Source organism: Pseudalkalibacillus sp. JSM 102089 (assembly GCF_041366475.1).
GTDB lineage: Bacteria > Bacillota > Bacilli > Bacillales > Guptibacillaceae > Guptibacillus > Guptibacillus hwajinpoensis_B.
On sequence record NZ_JBEWYW010000001.1, the window covers coordinates 416,530 to 433,477 of the forward strand.

16 protein-coding genes are annotated in these 16,948 nt (G+C 35.8%); all 16 read right to left on the reverse strand.

What is annotated here, in order from left to right:
- Window positions 1-46 precede the first annotated feature (46 nt).
- The 16 genes from ABVF21_RS02050 to ABVF21_RS02125 all read right to left on the reverse strand — a co-directional run bounded on the left by ABVF21_RS02050 (window position 47) and on the right by ABVF21_RS02125 (window position 16,948).
- Window positions 47-1,894 carry a phage tail spike protein gene (locus ABVF21_RS02050; RefSeq protein WP_371017591.1) on the reverse strand — a complete coding sequence of 616 codons (1,848 nt, stop codon included), beginning with the start codon at window positions 1,892-1,894 and terminating at the stop codon, window positions 47-49.
- A 20-nt stretch (window positions 1,895-1,914) separates the two neighbouring features.
- Window positions 1,915-3,648: a glycerophosphodiester phosphodiesterase gene (locus ABVF21_RS02055; protein ID WP_371017377.1), complete on the reverse strand. Its 1,734-nt coding sequence runs from the start codon at window positions 3,646-3,648 to the stop codon at window positions 1,915-1,917.
- 14 nt (window positions 3,649-3,662) lie between these two features.
- The gene (locus ABVF21_RS02060; protein ID WP_371017378.1) at window positions 3,663-4,481 is read right to left on the reverse strand and encodes a phage tail family protein; all 819 of its coding nucleotides are present in this window, start codon (window positions 4,479-4,481) and stop codon (window positions 3,663-3,665) included.
- A complete protein-coding gene (locus ABVF21_RS02065) occupies window positions 4,478-8,365 on the reverse strand; it encodes a peptidoglycan DD-metalloendopeptidase family protein (protein ID WP_371017379.1) in 3,888 nt (1,295 codons plus the stop codon). Before ABVF21_RS02065 ends, ABVF21_RS02060 begins: the two co-directional genes overlap by 4 nt.
- A gap of 261 nt (window positions 8,366-8,626) precedes the next feature.
- Window positions 8,627-9,025, reverse strand: a complete 399-nt coding sequence (locus ABVF21_RS02070; protein WP_371017380.1) for a hypothetical protein — start codon at window positions 9,023-9,025, stop codon at window positions 8,627-8,629.
- Window positions 9,026-9,154: 129 nt separating this feature from the next.
- Window positions 9,155-11,032 (reverse strand): M14 family metallopeptidase, encoded by a 1,878-nt coding sequence (locus ABVF21_RS02075; RefSeq protein WP_371017381.1) that lies wholly within the window; start codon window positions 11,030-11,032, stop codon window positions 9,155-9,157.
- A complete protein-coding gene (locus ABVF21_RS02080; protein WP_371017382.1) occupies window positions 11,032-11,562 on the reverse strand; it encodes a hypothetical protein in 531 nt (176 codons plus the stop codon). The genes ABVF21_RS02075 and ABVF21_RS02080 overlap by 1 nt, the downstream gene beginning before the upstream one ends.
- Before the next feature lie 156 nt (window positions 11,563-11,718).
- Window positions 11,719-12,285, reverse strand: coding sequence for a major tail protein (locus ABVF21_RS02085; RefSeq protein WP_371017383.1), 567 nt, complete (start codon window positions 12,283-12,285; stop codon window positions 11,719-11,721).
- A 56-nt stretch (window positions 12,286-12,341) separates the two neighbouring features.
- Complete coding sequence (locus ABVF21_RS02090; protein WP_371017384.1) at window positions 12,342-12,662, reverse strand: hypothetical protein; 321 nt, start codon at window positions 12,660-12,662, stop codon at window positions 12,342-12,344.
- Complete coding sequence (locus ABVF21_RS02095; RefSeq protein ID WP_371017385.1) at window positions 12,659-13,057, reverse strand: HK97-gp10 family putative phage morphogenesis protein; 399 nt, start codon at window positions 13,055-13,057, stop codon at window positions 12,659-12,661. The genes ABVF21_RS02090 and ABVF21_RS02095 overlap by 4 nt, the downstream gene beginning before the upstream one ends.
- A gap of 33 nt (window positions 13,058-13,090) precedes the next feature.
- On the reverse strand, window positions 13,091-13,414 hold the full coding sequence (locus tag ABVF21_RS02100) for a phage head closure protein (protein ID WP_371017387.1): 324 nt from the start codon (window positions 13,412-13,414) through the stop codon (window positions 13,091-13,093).
- A complete protein-coding gene (locus ABVF21_RS02105) occupies window positions 13,411-13,716 on the reverse strand; it encodes a head-tail connector protein (protein ID WP_371017388.1) in 306 nt (101 codons plus the stop codon). Before ABVF21_RS02105 ends, ABVF21_RS02100 begins: the two co-directional genes overlap by 4 nt.
- 48 nt (window positions 13,717-13,764) lie before the next feature.
- Window positions 13,765-14,883: a phage major capsid protein gene (locus ABVF21_RS02110; RefSeq protein ID WP_371017389.1), complete on the reverse strand. Its 1,119-nt coding sequence runs from the start codon at window positions 14,881-14,883 to the stop codon at window positions 13,765-13,767.
- A gap of 56 nt (window positions 14,884-14,939) precedes the next feature.
- Entirely contained in the window at window positions 14,940-15,533 is a 594-nt protein-coding gene (locus ABVF21_RS02115; protein WP_371017390.1) for an HK97 family phage prohead protease, read from the reverse strand.
- Complete coding sequence (locus ABVF21_RS02120) at window positions 15,526-16,761, reverse strand: phage portal protein (RefSeq protein WP_371017391.1); 1,236 nt, start codon at window positions 16,759-16,761, stop codon at window positions 15,526-15,528. Before ABVF21_RS02120 ends, ABVF21_RS02115 begins: the two co-directional genes overlap by 8 nt.
- Before the next feature lie 4 nt (window positions 16,762-16,765).
- Entirely contained in the window at window positions 16,766-16,948 is a 183-nt protein-coding gene (locus tag ABVF21_RS02125) for a hypothetical protein (RefSeq protein ID WP_371017392.1), read from the reverse strand.

Genomic DNA, 16,948 nt, shown 5'->3' on the forward strand with positions numbered 1-16,948 from the left:
CATTGAATCAATAATGTTTCCACTACCATCCACACTTACATAGAATTTAATCACCATAATCAGTCAATTCCATCCTAACTTTTTTAGCATAAGCCTTACTTGATCCACTAGAAGAACGAAGCATTAACCATATTGCTTTTTTTGATCCGTCTGGGACACCTAAATCTATTAAAATGTATCTAGTTTGAACTTCTGTACTTTTAACTGAGCTTGAACCTAAAATTTCACCACTGCTAGTATCATATATTTGTACAATTGATTGATACTGACCTGATTGGCATTTTTGATCCATTTGAAGCTTTAGATATCTTGCCTCATGACTAAATGTGTATCGATTTAAAGTACCGTATTCAGTACTAGTAGTAGTCCAATATCTGTCTTCAACTACTATAGATGAAGACATTCCACCTGGCTCTTCTGGTTGCAACTCAAAACTATGGCTTAATTTACCACCAATAATTGTTTTATAGCCGTCCTCACGCTCAACTTCAATGAGCCCCTTTTTCACCACTAGACCATTAGAATTTAATTGAACATATTTATTAGGATCACTAGCATTGATAGCAATAAGTTTATTTCCATCCCAATAAAAAAGATCATCGTTTCCGATAATCTGTACATTGTTCGTTTTAATTTGTCCTGCTGTGAGTAATGAAGTAGTTACACCATCACTCGTAATCGCCTCTTTAAAAGTTTGACCACCATCAACTGTGATTCCAATTCCACCAGAACGAAACACAACAAATCGATTAGGGTCATCTGGATCACGAGCAATGATACCCATACCCTCTGGATACTCCAATTCAGTAAGGGAATTATTTAAGGCTTCAGTAGCACGTTTCACAGATTCATCGTAAACATCATATCTTAGTTTCCCTGTATTCTCGTCCCATATTTTATCCAATATATTCTTACTTCTACTAAACACTGCATCCACAAGGGTATCTTTAACATTAGCTAATGTAACTTTAGGAGATTGATTGGACTCTGGATAGTCTTCAATTTCTAATATTCTTGTTGGGATATCAATTTTTAACGGCTCATAAATGACAAACACATCATCACCCAAACCAGGTGATACTGCAGGATAGCCATTCTTCTTTAATTCAACAAATTCCAATTCGAATCTCGCTTCAGGTGTATCTTTTAGCTCTTCTTTTAACCTTTTCAACAATTCAGCTTGATTAGTATATCGCTCATCTCTTACAGGATTAGCATGTTTTATTCCATAAGCACTTGCTAAAGGAGAGGTATACTCAGCAGTAACAATTGGATTTCCTTTGTCATCTAATTTCCCATAACCTTTTATGTATGTTGAAAGACTATTTCCATCAACATACTGAGTAAATGTTTTTAGATTATGTTTGAAACGGAACTGAAAATCAGACTCTATTCCTATTTTGCTGTAAATTCTAATATCATTTCCGTTAATTAAATACTCAGCACCAAACTTATTGATGATATCTTGAAATAAAGCAAGAGAATTATTGTCACCAAAGTTCTCCAATAATACTGTTCCAAATGATCCCACAATAGTAAAAGTGAAACCAGTATCTTTTAAAGCAAAACTAAGACATTGTGAGATGGATTTGTATCCAGTCGTCAAAGTATCATATTGATACATATCAATTATGTCAAAGAAAATATGATCAGCTTGAATTTGTTTATAAGGTGTCTCTCGCTTAGTTTTTTGCGAAAGTCCTTTAATACGATATTTATCATTGTCATATTCTAGGATAGACTCAACTTGTGCCAAATCAAAACTATGTTCATTTAATTGAGTTTTAGGCAATAAAAAAGAAAGCGTATGATCACCGTTGACCACTCGCCTTCTTACTAAGTTTGTATATGAAGTTAATTTTTCTGTCTCATTATAAATAGATGTAACTTCCAGAAGTCTCTTCTCCTTTCATATTAAGATACACTTACATTTGAAAACGATCCACGAACCATTCTTCTTCCAAATGCCACATACCCACTACGCTTAGAATTATCTACAGCAGTTACACTATAAGGAACGTCCAAACGCTCAAATTTAATACTTGTAGTATTTACAGTAACTTTCAAATCAATTGGTGTATTGGCTGCAACTGGTTGATTAGTTCTGTATTCAGCAATTTTTACAGCTTCAGTGTCAGTAATTTTGTAGATAAACAAATGCCCTATTTCAGAAAACAATAGATGATAACCACCTGCAGATTTTGCATAATTTGTATCGTCAAAGTAATCTTTGCCTAAACAAATAGCTGTGCTCAACCATCCTGTAGCTATGTTTTCAAATTGAATTTGATAATTAAGAGTAAATGATTCATCTAGTTCCCCAAGATATCCTTGTAAAACAAAGTCTCTCTCGTTTACTTTAGTGGTATTATCAGTAAATCCCCATGTGTAAGGACTCAGAGTTTGAGTATTAAATGTTCCCCTGTATTCACCATCACAAGCCAACATACCATCAGTAAAGACCTTTTCTCTAAATCTATCCGTAGAAAGTTGATAATTATTCTGTATGTAAAACGGCTCATCACTAAAATATCCATGCACACCTAAAGCTTGCAGTCTTTCATGTTGAAACTTGTGATTAACGGTATAGACGAATACTTTAAATCCTTCATTCATCATACTAGTAATGTACGAATCAGGTGCGTTTACGGAGCAACCTAGATAATGAATGTTATCTAACAAAAATAGGTTAACAGCAAGTGGTTGCACTAAATCAGATAGATACATTAATCTAATACCTTCATCTTTTATTGTGCGTAAATCACTCGAACTAAAGGACTGTATAATAACAAAATCCTCTAGTTTCATCTTCTTCACTAGAGCACAAATATCTTGAGCACTTTCTCTGTCTTTACTCTCAATAATATAGTTTGTTTTTCTCCCTAATCTTTCAAAAACCTGATTAAGCGTAGGAATAGGTTGATTAGTATAACCATATTCACCTGTAGTCACTTTATCGTCTACACTACGAGTGGAAAGATAACCTGTGCTAACCAAATTAACATTCCATTTTCCGTCTGTAGTTCGATCAAGTGTGTCGTCATGCATTACTACTAATGCTCCATCTGCATTCTTTCGAACGTCTAATTCAATTAGTTTATTTCCCCTAGCTATACAATTTTCATAAGCTTTTATCGTATGTTCTTGATAAATATTTCTAGCACCTCTATGAGCTACATACCAAGGGAAAGGCTTACTAAATTCAGATTCTTTTTCAATTTGACTATTTAAATTAGTAATGTCATTTTGAATTTGAGGAATAGTTGATTCATTAATCTCATTGACTCCCACATTTAATCCATTGACGTCATTCTGAATCTGATCAATCTCATTTGCAGTTTCAGTTTCATTAGCATCTAATCGTTCTTTTAAAGTTGTATGTGTTACTCCATCAGCATCCACTCTAGCTTGAGCAGCTTCAACGGATGAATCACCTTCAATAACGACCTGGTTAAATTCAGCTTTAACACTATTCGCTTTATCTTCTGCAGATTGAGATTGGAATTGTGCTTGATTAGCAATATTGAGAGCTTCTGAGGAATCACTTAATGATTTCTCCATATCTGCTTCTATAGCATCAACGTTATTATTATAATCGTTCCTAAAGTTAGGATCTAAAGCATTACTTACTTTTTTATACTTCGCCAATTATCATCACTTCCTTATAGATAATAAAACCTGAAATCGAAAGTGATTGAGAATGATGAAGAACCAATAATCTCAAAGTCATTCCAACCAGATTTTAGTTTAATCAATTTTCTATTAGTATTTTTAAATACAGATACGCCATTTTTTAAGGAGCGAATTCCACTTAGCTCAAGTTTGTCATTAGTCCCTGTGCTTCCTGTATACTTATAAAAATCTAATGTAGTTAAATTTTTGATTTGAAGATTAGTTGAAGCTCCTCTAAAAGTAATAACTAATGGTAAATTTCTTGGATCGATATCGACAGCACTAGGGTTATAAATCCTAAAAGTATTAGTTGTATGTGTGTATAGAGTTTCATCTAAGATTAGCCCTTGGCCAATTTGCCAAATACCCAAAGCAAAAGTTTTAGGATCAAGTGAAGTACCGGTTGACTCTGCATATGTACTAGCAGAAATGAAATTGATATTTACAGTACCAGTTCTAGATCCAACTAAATCAGGTGAATATCCTTCAGCACGGACTAGCCAACGTTTACCTGGTTCTCTACTGTCAATTACATAAAATTGTTCCTTACTTGCAAAAATGCTGAAAATCTCATTCCTTTTTAGAATGTAATCAATCTCATCCAAGGCAAGAAAATGGAGCGTAGATTCAATCCTACGCTCCGCATAATCAGCACCCATATCTATGTATCCGTCTAAACCTTCAACATACTCACTAGCAATACGAGGAGAAGGGGCACTTATTTTAAAACTACTTACAATAAAACCATTTTGCTTATTTAATATGTATTCTTGTCCATTTAAACGTTGAATAGTTAAATACCTGTTCATTTAATCCCCTTCCCTCTATTTTGTCGTCTCATATTTCTAGTAAGCTGCTCTTCTACAACACTAGCAAAATCTGAAGCATCTTCTCTTGAGCCAGATCCATAATAATTCAATGTGATTGGTTGCAATTGACTTTCTGCATTTGAAGATGATCCTTGAATACTTCTCACAAGGTTATCAATCATATTAGAAGACATTGAACCTGAACTAGATGCACCTACACTACTTACCTGATAAGTTTGTGGAGCTTTAAACATTCCAAGTATCTTACCAGTCTGCAACCATAGATCAACAGCTCTCCCTTTGTATTGTTCAAGTGGAATGATTACTTCTTTCTTACCACCTTCTCCAACTTGAGCTGTGTGTTCTTCATTAATGAAGCCACCAGAAGCATAACCAGGGTTAACAGGACGACCACCTTTACGTACTTCATAATGCAAATGGGGGCCGGTTGAATCACCAGTAGAGCCTACAGCAGCAATAGTTTGACCAGTTTTGACCAATTGACCAGAGCTTACATAGTTTCTTGAGTTATGAGCATACATATGAGTGAATCCAGCACCGTCAGTAATTGCAACAACGTTACCATATCCACCATAACCGGAACCTCTTTGACCGTATCCAGAGAAAATTACTTTACCACCTGAAGCAGAATATATAGGAGTTCCAGTAGGAGCACCATAATCGACACCGGCATGTAGTTTCATTTGTCCAGTAATAGGATGTTTTCGATAACCATAAGAAGATGTCTTAGTCATATGACCAAATACATTTTTACCAGAAGCACTACCGCCACCAAAGAAGCCCCAATCATCAATTAAAGATTGGATTTTACTTTGAGCTAAACCTTTAATTGCTTCAACGGGACTACCACTGACTTTAGTAAACCATGAAGGTAAAATATTATCTTTTAATCCAAATTTCTCTACCCCTTTGTTAAAGATAGCCTTCGGCCCTTCAAGAATAGTATCAAAAAAGTCACCTATTCCTGTGGCATAAGCAGGCGTATTTGAAGGAAAACCGTATTGTTTCAATATACCTTCAGTATGACCATGTGGTAAAACTGAAGAACCAGCAGGTAGATTTACCATTTCTGCTCCACCTTGACCAAGCATTGTGATACCTCTACCAGGAATATGAGCAAGCTCACGTCCTTCTTCACCAACTAAAGCACGTCCACCTGGATGACGACCATTCTTTGTACCTTTTGCATATTTTCTATATTGGCTAGTGCCTCCGACTGTAGACGTAGATTTTTTAGCAGAGCTGTCATTTCCAAATAGATTACTAATCCATCCCCAAACTTTGTCTACCTTCTCCCACATTTGATCCCATCCAGACTTAACTTCACCAGTTTCCCAGTCGATTTCATCTGCATGATCCTTAGCTTGACCCTTTGCTTCCTTGATGACTTTTTTATGCATATCTTCAGCAGCATCTACAGATTCATCTCTTGATTCTTCTGCTTCTTTAATAATTTTGTCAGCTTCATCAGCAGAAATAATGCCAAGATCATCACGAGCAGTTTTTGCTGTTGCTACTTTTTCTTTATACTGTTTGTTAGCTTCTTTAACAACTTTATCCCTTGTCTCAACTGACTTTTTAACAGTATTAGCAGCAGTTTCAGCATTAATGACACTTTGTTCTTCTTTCAAGTTAGTAAGGATAATCTTTTGTTCTTCTTTACTTTTAGATAATTCCTCGACAGCTTTAGTACGTTGTTTTTCTTGAATCTTAGCGATCTCAGCAGCTTCTTTATCCGTAATGCCACGTTTTTCATCAGCAGCAGTTTGCCAAATTTCATTGATTCTTTTTTGATTCTTATCATGTTCTTCTGTTTCTTTTAACTGTTCTGCCTTTAACTTTGCTAATCGTTTTGCTTCTTCTTCCTCGGTTAAGATAGCACTTTGATCAAATAAGCTCTGAGTTTCATCAAGTTGTTTTTGATGATTTTCTTTCATGGCAGTTAAAACTTGATCACCCATAGACTTATACTTAGATACCATATCATCAGCGATACCTTGTGTAATAGTAGATTGTGAGGAAGAAAGATAATTTAATTCAGCAGTAGCATCATCATTCAATTTCATGTAACTTCCTACAGCCTTTTGTGTAGCTTCAGAAATCTTATCACTAAATATCTCTGATTTAAGTACAGGTTTATCCATTTCATGATCAAGTGCCAAGAAACCTGCTCCTAGAGCTGCAACTGCTGCAATTGTAAGACCTACCGGCCCTGTTAATGCAGTAAACGCTACTCCTAAAGCACCAGTTACCCCACCTGCACCAGCGATAAATCCTGTTACTGAAGTTACAATTGGAATTAGACCACCAATAGCAGAAGCAAACATACCAACTGCTCCAATTACGGGGCCGATTACTAAGCCTACTCCACCTACAATAAGGGTTAGATTCTTCATAGTAGGAGACATGTTTTCAAACTTTTCAGTCACAAATTCAATACCAGCAGTAACTTTAGGAAGCCAGTCTTGTGCAACTTCTAATAAAGTTTCTCCTAAAGGCAATAAAGCATCTTGTGTTTGTCTAAATAAAACTTGTGCTTTTTCTCCAAATGTATATTCAACGTTATCACCAGAACGATCCATTGCACCATTAACGTTATCAAGCTCACCTGTTATACCACCAAGAGCAAGCATGGTATCAACACCCATGTCTTCCCACTTAGTTCCATAAAGTGATACACCTAGTTGATTAGCCTTAACTTTGTCGTCCATTCCATTTAAATCTTTGATAACTGAATTATGTAAGTCTTTTACAGTAGCTTCGCCATTCTCAAACTTCTTGAATAAATCCTGAGTACCTTTAGAAAGCTCTCCCATTGTTTCAGTAGTGGCATCCCCACCTTCAGCAGTAACAATAGAAAATTCTTTCATAGCATCATTTAGATAATCAAGGTTGTAAACCCCTTCTTCTGAGCCTTTTTGAAGGTAATCAAAATATTCTTCAGCAGAAAACCCTAAATTCTTATAGAGTGGTGCATATTCAGATAGGTTATCAAACATTTCTTGTGAAAAGTTAAGACCATTTTGAGCACCCCAAGCCATCAAATCAAAGGCTTCTTCACTTTCTAATCCAAAGCCTTTCATTAAATTATTACCTGCACGAGTTACCTCATTAACTTCAGCATCAAATATTTCAGCAAGATACATAGCATTGCCAGTTACTTTAACTAAATCAGCTTCATTAATATCTTTCATATTTTGCTTTACATTTAAAAGGGCATCTTCAACATCTTCTACGCTGTCGCCCCAGCCTTCTTCCCAAAGTCCACGAGCTTTTTCGCTTAATTTATCAGCTTCTTCACCTGTTATACCTAATACTCTTTGTATACGTGCTGAAGATCCATCTGCATTATCAGCAATTTTAAGTAGTCCAATTCCCATTGCGCCCAATGCAGGGGTTAAAGTTTTAGATAATGTACCACCAATCGACTTAGCACCGTCTCCGAAGTTTTTCAGAGCTTTTTCAGCCTTTTTTGCCTTATTTGTTTGTTCTTCAATAGCTGCATTATTTCTTTCAAGAGAGGATTGTGTACGTCTGAGAACACCTTGAGCATTGTTATATTGGATTAATAGTCTTTGTGTTGCAGCATCGTCTTCGCCTTTAACTTGGACAGATTGCTCATATTGTCGCCTTAATTCGGTAACTTTAGCTCTATGTAACTGCATTTGACGTGTAAGAGTATCATTTCTAGCTCTTAAACCTTCTAATGATTTAGCATACTCTTTAGTACCATCATTAGTAGCAGTGAATTCTGACCTTACAGCTTTTAACTGTCTATTAATATCAGTAATACTCTGATTAAATTGCGCTGAGTCTAAGCCTAGAGATATTCTAAGAGCACCTAAATTTTCATTACTCGACATTGATTCACCTCTTTTCTAACTAGAAACTTTATAAATTCCAAAAATCCATTTCATTAGTTTCATCAATAAAAGTTTTCTTGTTATTATCGATATCATTTTTATCGTGTGATTCTTTATTTCCATATTTAAATTGACATTTTGTTTTCCATAAAAGGTCTAACTTCCTCAAAGTCATTCTCCAAAATTCTTTTTCAGAGAAGCCTAATTCGTTTGTAGCAACATATAAAAACCAACCCCAATCAAATTCTTGAGGTTGGCTAGTTAGTTTTTTGAATCATTACCATCAGTTTCTTCTTTATTTTGTTCTTCTGATTCTGACGGAAAGAAATCTCTTATTACTTCCCCTAAGTTACTAAAAATTGATGTGAAATGATCCTTATCAGAAGTCATGATTTTACCAAGAATGCTTCCGACCTTATGAACTGTTAAATCCAGTGAAGCATCTTCATCTTCTGTCAATTGTCCTGCTACTAAACTTGCATACAAAACCGACTTCATTGCAGTTAAATTTTCCATCTGCAACTCTCTAAAAGCCCACTGAGGATCATGATATCCTAGTTCCTGCAATTCGCACATTGCATTAAAATCAAATGTCATTGGACGCTCTCTATCTAGCTCAATTCTCAATACCTTTGCTTGTTTCAAATCTTTACCTTTCATGTATGTACCTCCAAATTTTTTAATTAAAAAAGAGAGGCTTCAGCCCCTCTTATGTATCAATATTTTTCTTTTTAATAAGCCACTATCGCAACCCGTTAGTTGTACAGTGTTGTTGCAACCGAATATGTGTTACTTTTCCCAAATGCGGATATTGTTTTTAATCATCAAAAGCAGCCAATTAGTGAACGCTTCAACTCCGAGCGTTATAGTTAAAGAAGAATGATTCGCGAAATTAGGCTCTAATTCAAATCTTTGGCAAATCTCAAAAGTAGTCGACTGAACACCTTGATTCACCGCTTCTTGCGCTATTAAACCACCCGAGACACTACTCGAATACCCAAACATGGTTGAGTTGTCCTGTGGTAAAAAAGTGTGCTCTTTTTTCCATTTTCTCGACATCTTACTAATTAAATGCTTTGCTGCACTTCGATTAAAGGTAGTCGCTCCAACTAACCACATAAAACCGCTCGGAGTTGCTGGAGTGTGAAAGTTATGAAAATCCACAACATAAAGCAAATTATTAATTTCAGAAGTCATAACATTATGCACATATTGAGCTTCTAACTCTGACAAAGGGGCAGTTCCTCGATAAGTTGATGCAGTTGGGTCACTACTACCAGCTTCCCAATCAGTCGGAAAGTTACGGTTTATATCTACACCGTTTGAATTTTTCCTAGTGGCATTAACATAGCTCCATGGATTAACCAACGGTATGACGATAAAGTGTACGTTCCATCGTAGAACTTCTAATAGCGAATCTTCTTTCCAATGTTCGCTGATCTGATTCATGGTCTGAAGGGTAATCCAAACAGAATCACGTTCAAAACCATGTGTGCCGGAAGTGATTAATACTTTTGGAAACATTGTTACTGAATCAACATTGTTTACAGGTTGCGGAGTAAAATCGTACCTATTGATAGGAAGTCCTGTTGCATCATTACCTAGAAACGTTTTCTTCACATAGTCTGGGAAAGCCGTAACTAAGGCATCGTAATACCCATATATTTGTGAATAACTTTCATTTCCTAAAGGTGAAGGTGATGTGTCAGATTTACTCTCCATCGTAGGTGCGTTAAATATTCCGTTTATTTCTAAATCCTCAACAAAGTAATCCGCTGTTTTAATAGGTGTTTCTTTTACATCGAAAGAAAGGCCGCTTGATTCCTTGAATTTTCTATAAAATGGTTCGTAAGGTAGAAGCGTAGCCCCTTCGTTTAGTTGTGCAACACTTACGTTCGGGTTATAAATAACTACTCTCAAATAGACTGCATTTGAAGAAACTGTAAAAGGATTGGATGTTGCACTCGAAATGAATGTTTTATTTGCGTCATATTGCGCCCACCTAGAAATATTCCCGATATATTGTTGAGAAGGTTTGATTTTAAAAAAATCAGATATAGTATTTGTAGAATTCGCTACTGGTTCTCCAGTTGTCGCACTTATAGAGAAGCCTTCAGTAAGATTCGCTGTATTTAGTTTATTTGTCGAATCTTCTACAAATCCTAAATGAACAACGTCCACTTCGCCCCGCTTTAAATTTTCACCTCCAACCACACTCTTACCTAATGTTTTAACCTCTACATTTTCAAAATAAGGGGGCAGATATGGCTCATAAGGTAATGATGTATCGCCTTCATTCATCATCAAAGTATCAGGAGAAGTAGTTGAAACTTTAATATATTTAGCGTTAGCAGGTGTGACAAACGATCCATTTCCAGGAATTGCCGATATGAAATTTTTGTTAGAGTCATAAAATGCTCGTCTATTAAAAGCACTAGCAAAATAATTTGAATTTGGTTTAATTTCAATGAGTGGTGAAATTGAAGCAGTACCACTAGAAATGTTTTCCCCAGTAGTTAAATCTAAATTATAACCAAATGTTAGCTCTTTTTTACTGATTAGATTTTTAGACACCTTTATAAAAGTGGTTTTCTCAGGATTGATAGGTTTGGATATTTCTTTCAAGGCCTTATCCGCATTAACAAACGCTGTATCTAACTTACCCATTATGCCACCACCTTAGATTTACCTTTTACGGTAACAGTTCCTCCGGTGATTGCTGAAACTCTTGCTCTAAAAGAGAAACCAGCAGGCACATCGACTTCCCAAAACTCCGGCGTAGTATTACTTCCGCCCGTTGTTGATGTTCCATATTTAGTAGGATCAGTGATGTTGAACGCTGTAACTGGAATGTAAGTCCCACTAATACTCGCCATCTCAAAATTAATTGTTCGACTTGTGCTAGTGCCGTTTATTTCAAGGCGCAATTTAACGTCATTTACCGGTGTGTGCGCTGTTCCGTTTCCCGTTGCACTAACTGCATTTTGCAGGGTTACATCTGTAACAATACTCCCCGTTAGTTGCGTATTGATGGGGACAGATCCACCGATAACTTTTCCCGTATCATCTACCAATTGATAGAAGGGGGCTTTGTCTCCAGTATGACTTTTGAAGTCTCCAGTGGTCTTATCTTTAAACTGTGGAGTAGGTATGCTACCACTGGCATCTTTAATTAATTGTTTATTATCATTTGCCAAATTATTTCACTCCTTAATTTTAATCATAAAAATTCAGCTATTCGTCTAAGTTGTTAAAACCGAATAGCCGCACTTTTTGGCACAAAAAAAGTAAAGAAAGGACAATCCTCTCTTTACTCGTAATAGACTGTATATGACGTGCCGTATGCGGCGTACTTAGGGAGTAACAACTGCTCCATCATAAACTTTTGTAAACCAATCATTGATAACAGGTAGTGGAATGTCTTGATCATCTGTATCTACCTTAGCTCTCCACTTACCATCGGAACGCTTAACAAAAGTCCCTTTAATTGGCTGCGTTGTGAAGTCAGCTTTATCAGATTGAGTTTGGTAAGATTCATCGACTGAAGTAAATCGACCTTTATAAAGCCAAACTAGTCTATTTTCACCCTTACTCTTCTTAGCACGGAAACCAAATGCAAAATAAGGTGCTTCATCTTCTGCAGAATCAACTAGGACACCATTCTCATCCTTCTCGACTCCCATAAGCATTGCATAATGATCAGACGACAATTCAGCAATTGTAAATTCAACATCTACCTGAGAAAACACACGAAGGATTTCTGCAACAGTGTTATCAGCATATAGATTTTGGCTATCTACTGTAGGAGTAATTTTTGCATCAATTGCGTTTAGAATACGTACCGGTGTATCATATGTAATTTCACCGTTTTCTTCTGTTAATTTTGCTACGTAAATATTATCTAGACCGACTAAAGCCATTATTAATTCCTCATTCCATTAATTTTTTTAAATAAAAAGCAGCCAAAAGGCTACTCTCACATACTTGTTTTGAACATCAGCATTTTTCTAAATGTTTTTGTTTCAATTTCATACAAATCCATTTCATTAATTCTTTCAAATCCAACTTGTTTTAATGCTTCTTTTGCTTGTGACACAACACTTTCAATGTTTCCTTTGCCAAAGACATCAAGTTGAATACTATAAACAGTCATTATTTCTTCATCGTCAGCAATTAAACCGGCACTTTGATTGTAAACAGAAAATGTCATGTATTTACTTTCTGATCCTGTATACTCATGAAAAGCAATAGGGGCAATTGGCTTGAGAGTAGAAATAATTAGCTCATTAATGCTCATAATCCAAGCTCCCTTTTGATTACTTCACCCATAGCAGTCTCAATTAGATTCTTATGAGTCTCAAATGCTGGTCTCATAAAAGGTTTGGCACTAATATTAGGGATTTTGTACTTTTTACCATCTTTCCCTTTGTATGTACCCCCTTTAGCACCAACTTCATGAAATAACAAATAGAAAAATTCTTCTCTTGCACCAATGTCAAATTGACCTTTTTTCATCTTTTTAATGCCAATATTGTCCCTAGCATGAGGGCCACTGCCATTACTGACAGGCATATTTGGATGATTTCTTACCTTTTCTTTGACTATTTCTGATCCTGCTTGAAGAGCTTTATCTGTTAAATTTTCATCGATACTTGATCCCATGCTCTCTAAACGACTAATCAGCTCAGTCATACCTTCTAACCCTGAAAACCCATTATTCGCCATCTAAATCACCTCAATCCCGATGATTGTAAGAGTGATATTCTCTTCATTGTCATTAATAATGGATTCAATTTCATAATTTCTATCCTTATAGACAATTCGCATATCCTCATGTAATCCTTCACGATATCTAAACTGAAATTGTGCTGTTTTCTCACTCTTCATCTGCTTAGATTGAAAATACTCCTTTGCAGAGATCGTTCTAACATTAGCCCAAACTTTAACAACATCTTGCCAATCTTTTATTGGATAACCATCTTTGTCTTTTCCCTCACCCTTGACTTGTATTGAAATGCGCTTATTATACTTGCCAGCACCTACGCTCATTGGATTAAATCTTCTTCAACGTGAGAATAGGTTAACTGGAAAATTAAAGCATCTACTGTAAAGTGGATCTTATTCATTACAATATTAGGGGCAACGACAGCACGGTTATCATACCAATGTGAGACTAGCAATTTAATAATAAGTTTAGCTCTTTCAGGCACATCTGTTTCAAATTTGAATCCTGTAGCACTCTTTAAATACTCATCAGCAACCAGAAGGAAGCTCTCAATCATCTCATCTTCTTCATCATCAGCAATTTCTAGCCTTAAATATTGTTTCATTTCAACTAAATCAACTATCATTTGTTACCCTCCCATAAGAAAAGAAGGGAGGTAAGTCCCTTCTAGCTATTAAACTACTGGAATTTCAGCGTAAACGTATGCAGCAGCGTCAGCTTGCTTAACATCAAAACGTTCTACAACACGAGCCATAACCTGATTTTTGTTAAATCCAGCATGTTCAGACATTTGTACTTCATAAACACCACGATCAAAGAATTTAACACCTTCAGATAAAGCACCGATGTACATAGGAGCCTTTGGAGTTGCACCAGTAGAAGAAGCCAATTCAGCATTAGAGTATACATGTACTGGCATACCAAGAATCATGTATTCAGTAGGATTTGCAGGGTTAGCTTGAAGCAAGCCACGACCTTGAGCATCTTCAAGTGAATCAAGTGCGTTAAATCCATCTTGGTTTGTAGCAATTACAGAGATATCTTTGATAATAGGATCTACTTTAGTATTAATAACTTTCTTTACTGATTTAATATCAGAAAGAGCTTCAGCAGTTTTCCCACGCTTCAATTCTGCAAAGATTTTGCTATTTTCAGTACGAATAGCCTTTTTAGCAAAGTTTCCATTAAGATATGTAAGGAAATTTGCTGTTTCGTCTTGAAGGAATGAACGAGAAATAGGAGTAACTGCACCATAATTGGCAACCTTGTATTCTACATTCTTAAACTTTGGATTCTGTTCAGCTAGACCTGAGTTATCTTCATCAAAGTTTACTAGCTCCTGCATAGAAGCAAGATCTTCAATTTGGAATGAGCCTGACTCAGTACCTACGGGAAGAACACCTACAATGTCCTTAGCAGATTTGTATTGACGCTTTAGTTCATTGATATCTGTCTTAACTTCTTTCGGTACAAGATAACCTCCATCAGCAAGTACAGAAGATTGAGCAAGAGCACGTTCTTCTTCAGTAAGTGACTTACCTTGTAGCATTTTCCCAAACAATTGACGCATTTCAATAGTAGTTTCTTTTACTTCTTCACGTTTTTCCATTTTCTTTTCTGCCTCTCTCTTTTCATCTGCATCTAGCTCTTCTTGAATCTTAATTTGTTTAGCAATAGAACGCACTTCTTCTAGTTTTGCTTCCGCTTCATCAACTTTACCTTCAGCATTCAAAGAACGTGCTTCACCTTTGATTGTTTCAAGGGATTGCTTCAACTCATCGATCTTTTTCATAATTTAATAGTCCTCTTTTCTAATAATTGTTTAATTTATGGCATTAAAAATAGAGCTTAGATTAAATCTAGCTCCAATGCGATTTGACGCTTTTTAAGTTGTTTTGCAACTTCATTCTTATAATTATCAAGACTTCTTTGACCAACAACACTTTCTGTTTTCTCATAAGCTGGATATGTTACGACTGAAACATCCCAAATTTTACGGAATTTCTTGATAGTTCTTATGTAAATATCTCTTGCTTCATCATATTCAATATCATCATCGCCTTCCATCCAATTAAGAGTGAATGCAAATGAAGATTGATCAATGTCTTTTCGCTGCATTGACTCCATCAAATCTCTAGCATATGTAGTATCAGGTGGTGCAATTGTATATTTAAGTCCAATTTCATCAACTTCTAATTTTAAAGTTCCTGATTTACTACGAGCTAGTACTTTATCAGCTGAATGATTAAATAGTGCTCTTACATCGGACATATCAGCACCGTCTAAAGCGCCTGGCTCAATAATCTCTACAAAACCGCCTAAATCATTAGATTCAGAGTTAAATTTAAGAGCATAACCAACAATATAATTAGTCCCCGACTCTTCATCTGCTCTGACTTCAACGGGCATTGTAAGTGTTCTAATCTCTTTCTCTCTACTCATCTATATCACCTCCCTCAATAGGTGGCTCTACAGGTTCCTCATAAGCCATCCCAACTTTATCAAGAGGTTGCATTGAACCATTTACAATTAAGCTGTCAGCACCATCCATTGTAGGCATATCTTCTTTAAGCCTAGCTTCGTTTGGAGTAAGAAAACCTTTATCAATTCCAACACCGTAAGCATCATATCTAGTCTTAATGTCTGTTCGAAGGATAGAATCCACATTAAATTGAAAGAAATGATTTAATTTTTCTCTATCGGTTAACAATTTCCACGTTAACTCTTGCTCATACATAGTAAGGATCGATTGCAAAGTATCACGATAGAACTCTTCGTTCTGTTGCTGTACATTATTAAACTTTGCACCGGATAAATCATTGACCATATGTTGTTTGATCCCAAACGCAGCAGCAATTTGTTGAATGGAGAATTTATTAATCTCCAGGAATTGAGCATCGGCCATATTAGAATTAATTGAAGAGAAAGTAAAGCCCATTGGAACAGGTAAAATACCACCAACGTTATCCATACCTGAAGCCATCTTTTCAAACCGATCTTTCATTCGGTTGGCTGCACCTGGTTCAATATCACCAGTATATTGAAGTAAACCCTTAGCAGATAAGCCACCTTTAAAGTATTTATTAACGTATTCTGACCCATATTGAAGGTTTTCTATGGTTTTATTGAGACATTCTCTTACTGATAAGCTATTAATACCATCAGTAGTTAGCCCTTTGAAGTGTAAAACTTCATCACTAGAAAACTTATATTCTTTATCAGTAGACCGATAAACGTACCAAATTGAAGGAGTACGCCCAATTACTGCTTTATCATCTACCCATATCTCAACATTAGACATATTTAACGGATGTAAAGCTTCTATTTTACCGTTGTTTGCAGACTGAATTACTACTACAGAGTGGCCATAATGGTTGCGCTGATACTCTACACCCTTCCAAAAGTCAGAAGATGACATGTTTTTATTGGGTCTTAGCTTTAACATAGAATACAAATAATGATCACTTGCCTTACTAATGCCATTACCGGTTTCACGATAGAGCTTTAATCCTAATTTGCTTATAGTATCGCTCAGAATACGCAAACAAGTGAAATACGTTGCCTCTTTAACTTTACTTGCTGAAATTCCATCAATAGGAATGCCTAAAAGCTTGGCAAGCTCTACATCTTGGAAAGTATATGACCTTTTTTCTGATTTTCTAAATAGCATTTATTCACCTCCTGCCTTTAATTCCATGTACATCAACTACGCTGATAATAATTAGAAAGATACCTAAACCAATCATTGAAATAGCAATGCTATAGAGCATAAATAATGCTCCGATTATTAACAGCACACCTATAACAATAAGGATATCTTCAATAAAATCAGCAATAAAACTAACTAATTTCTTCAT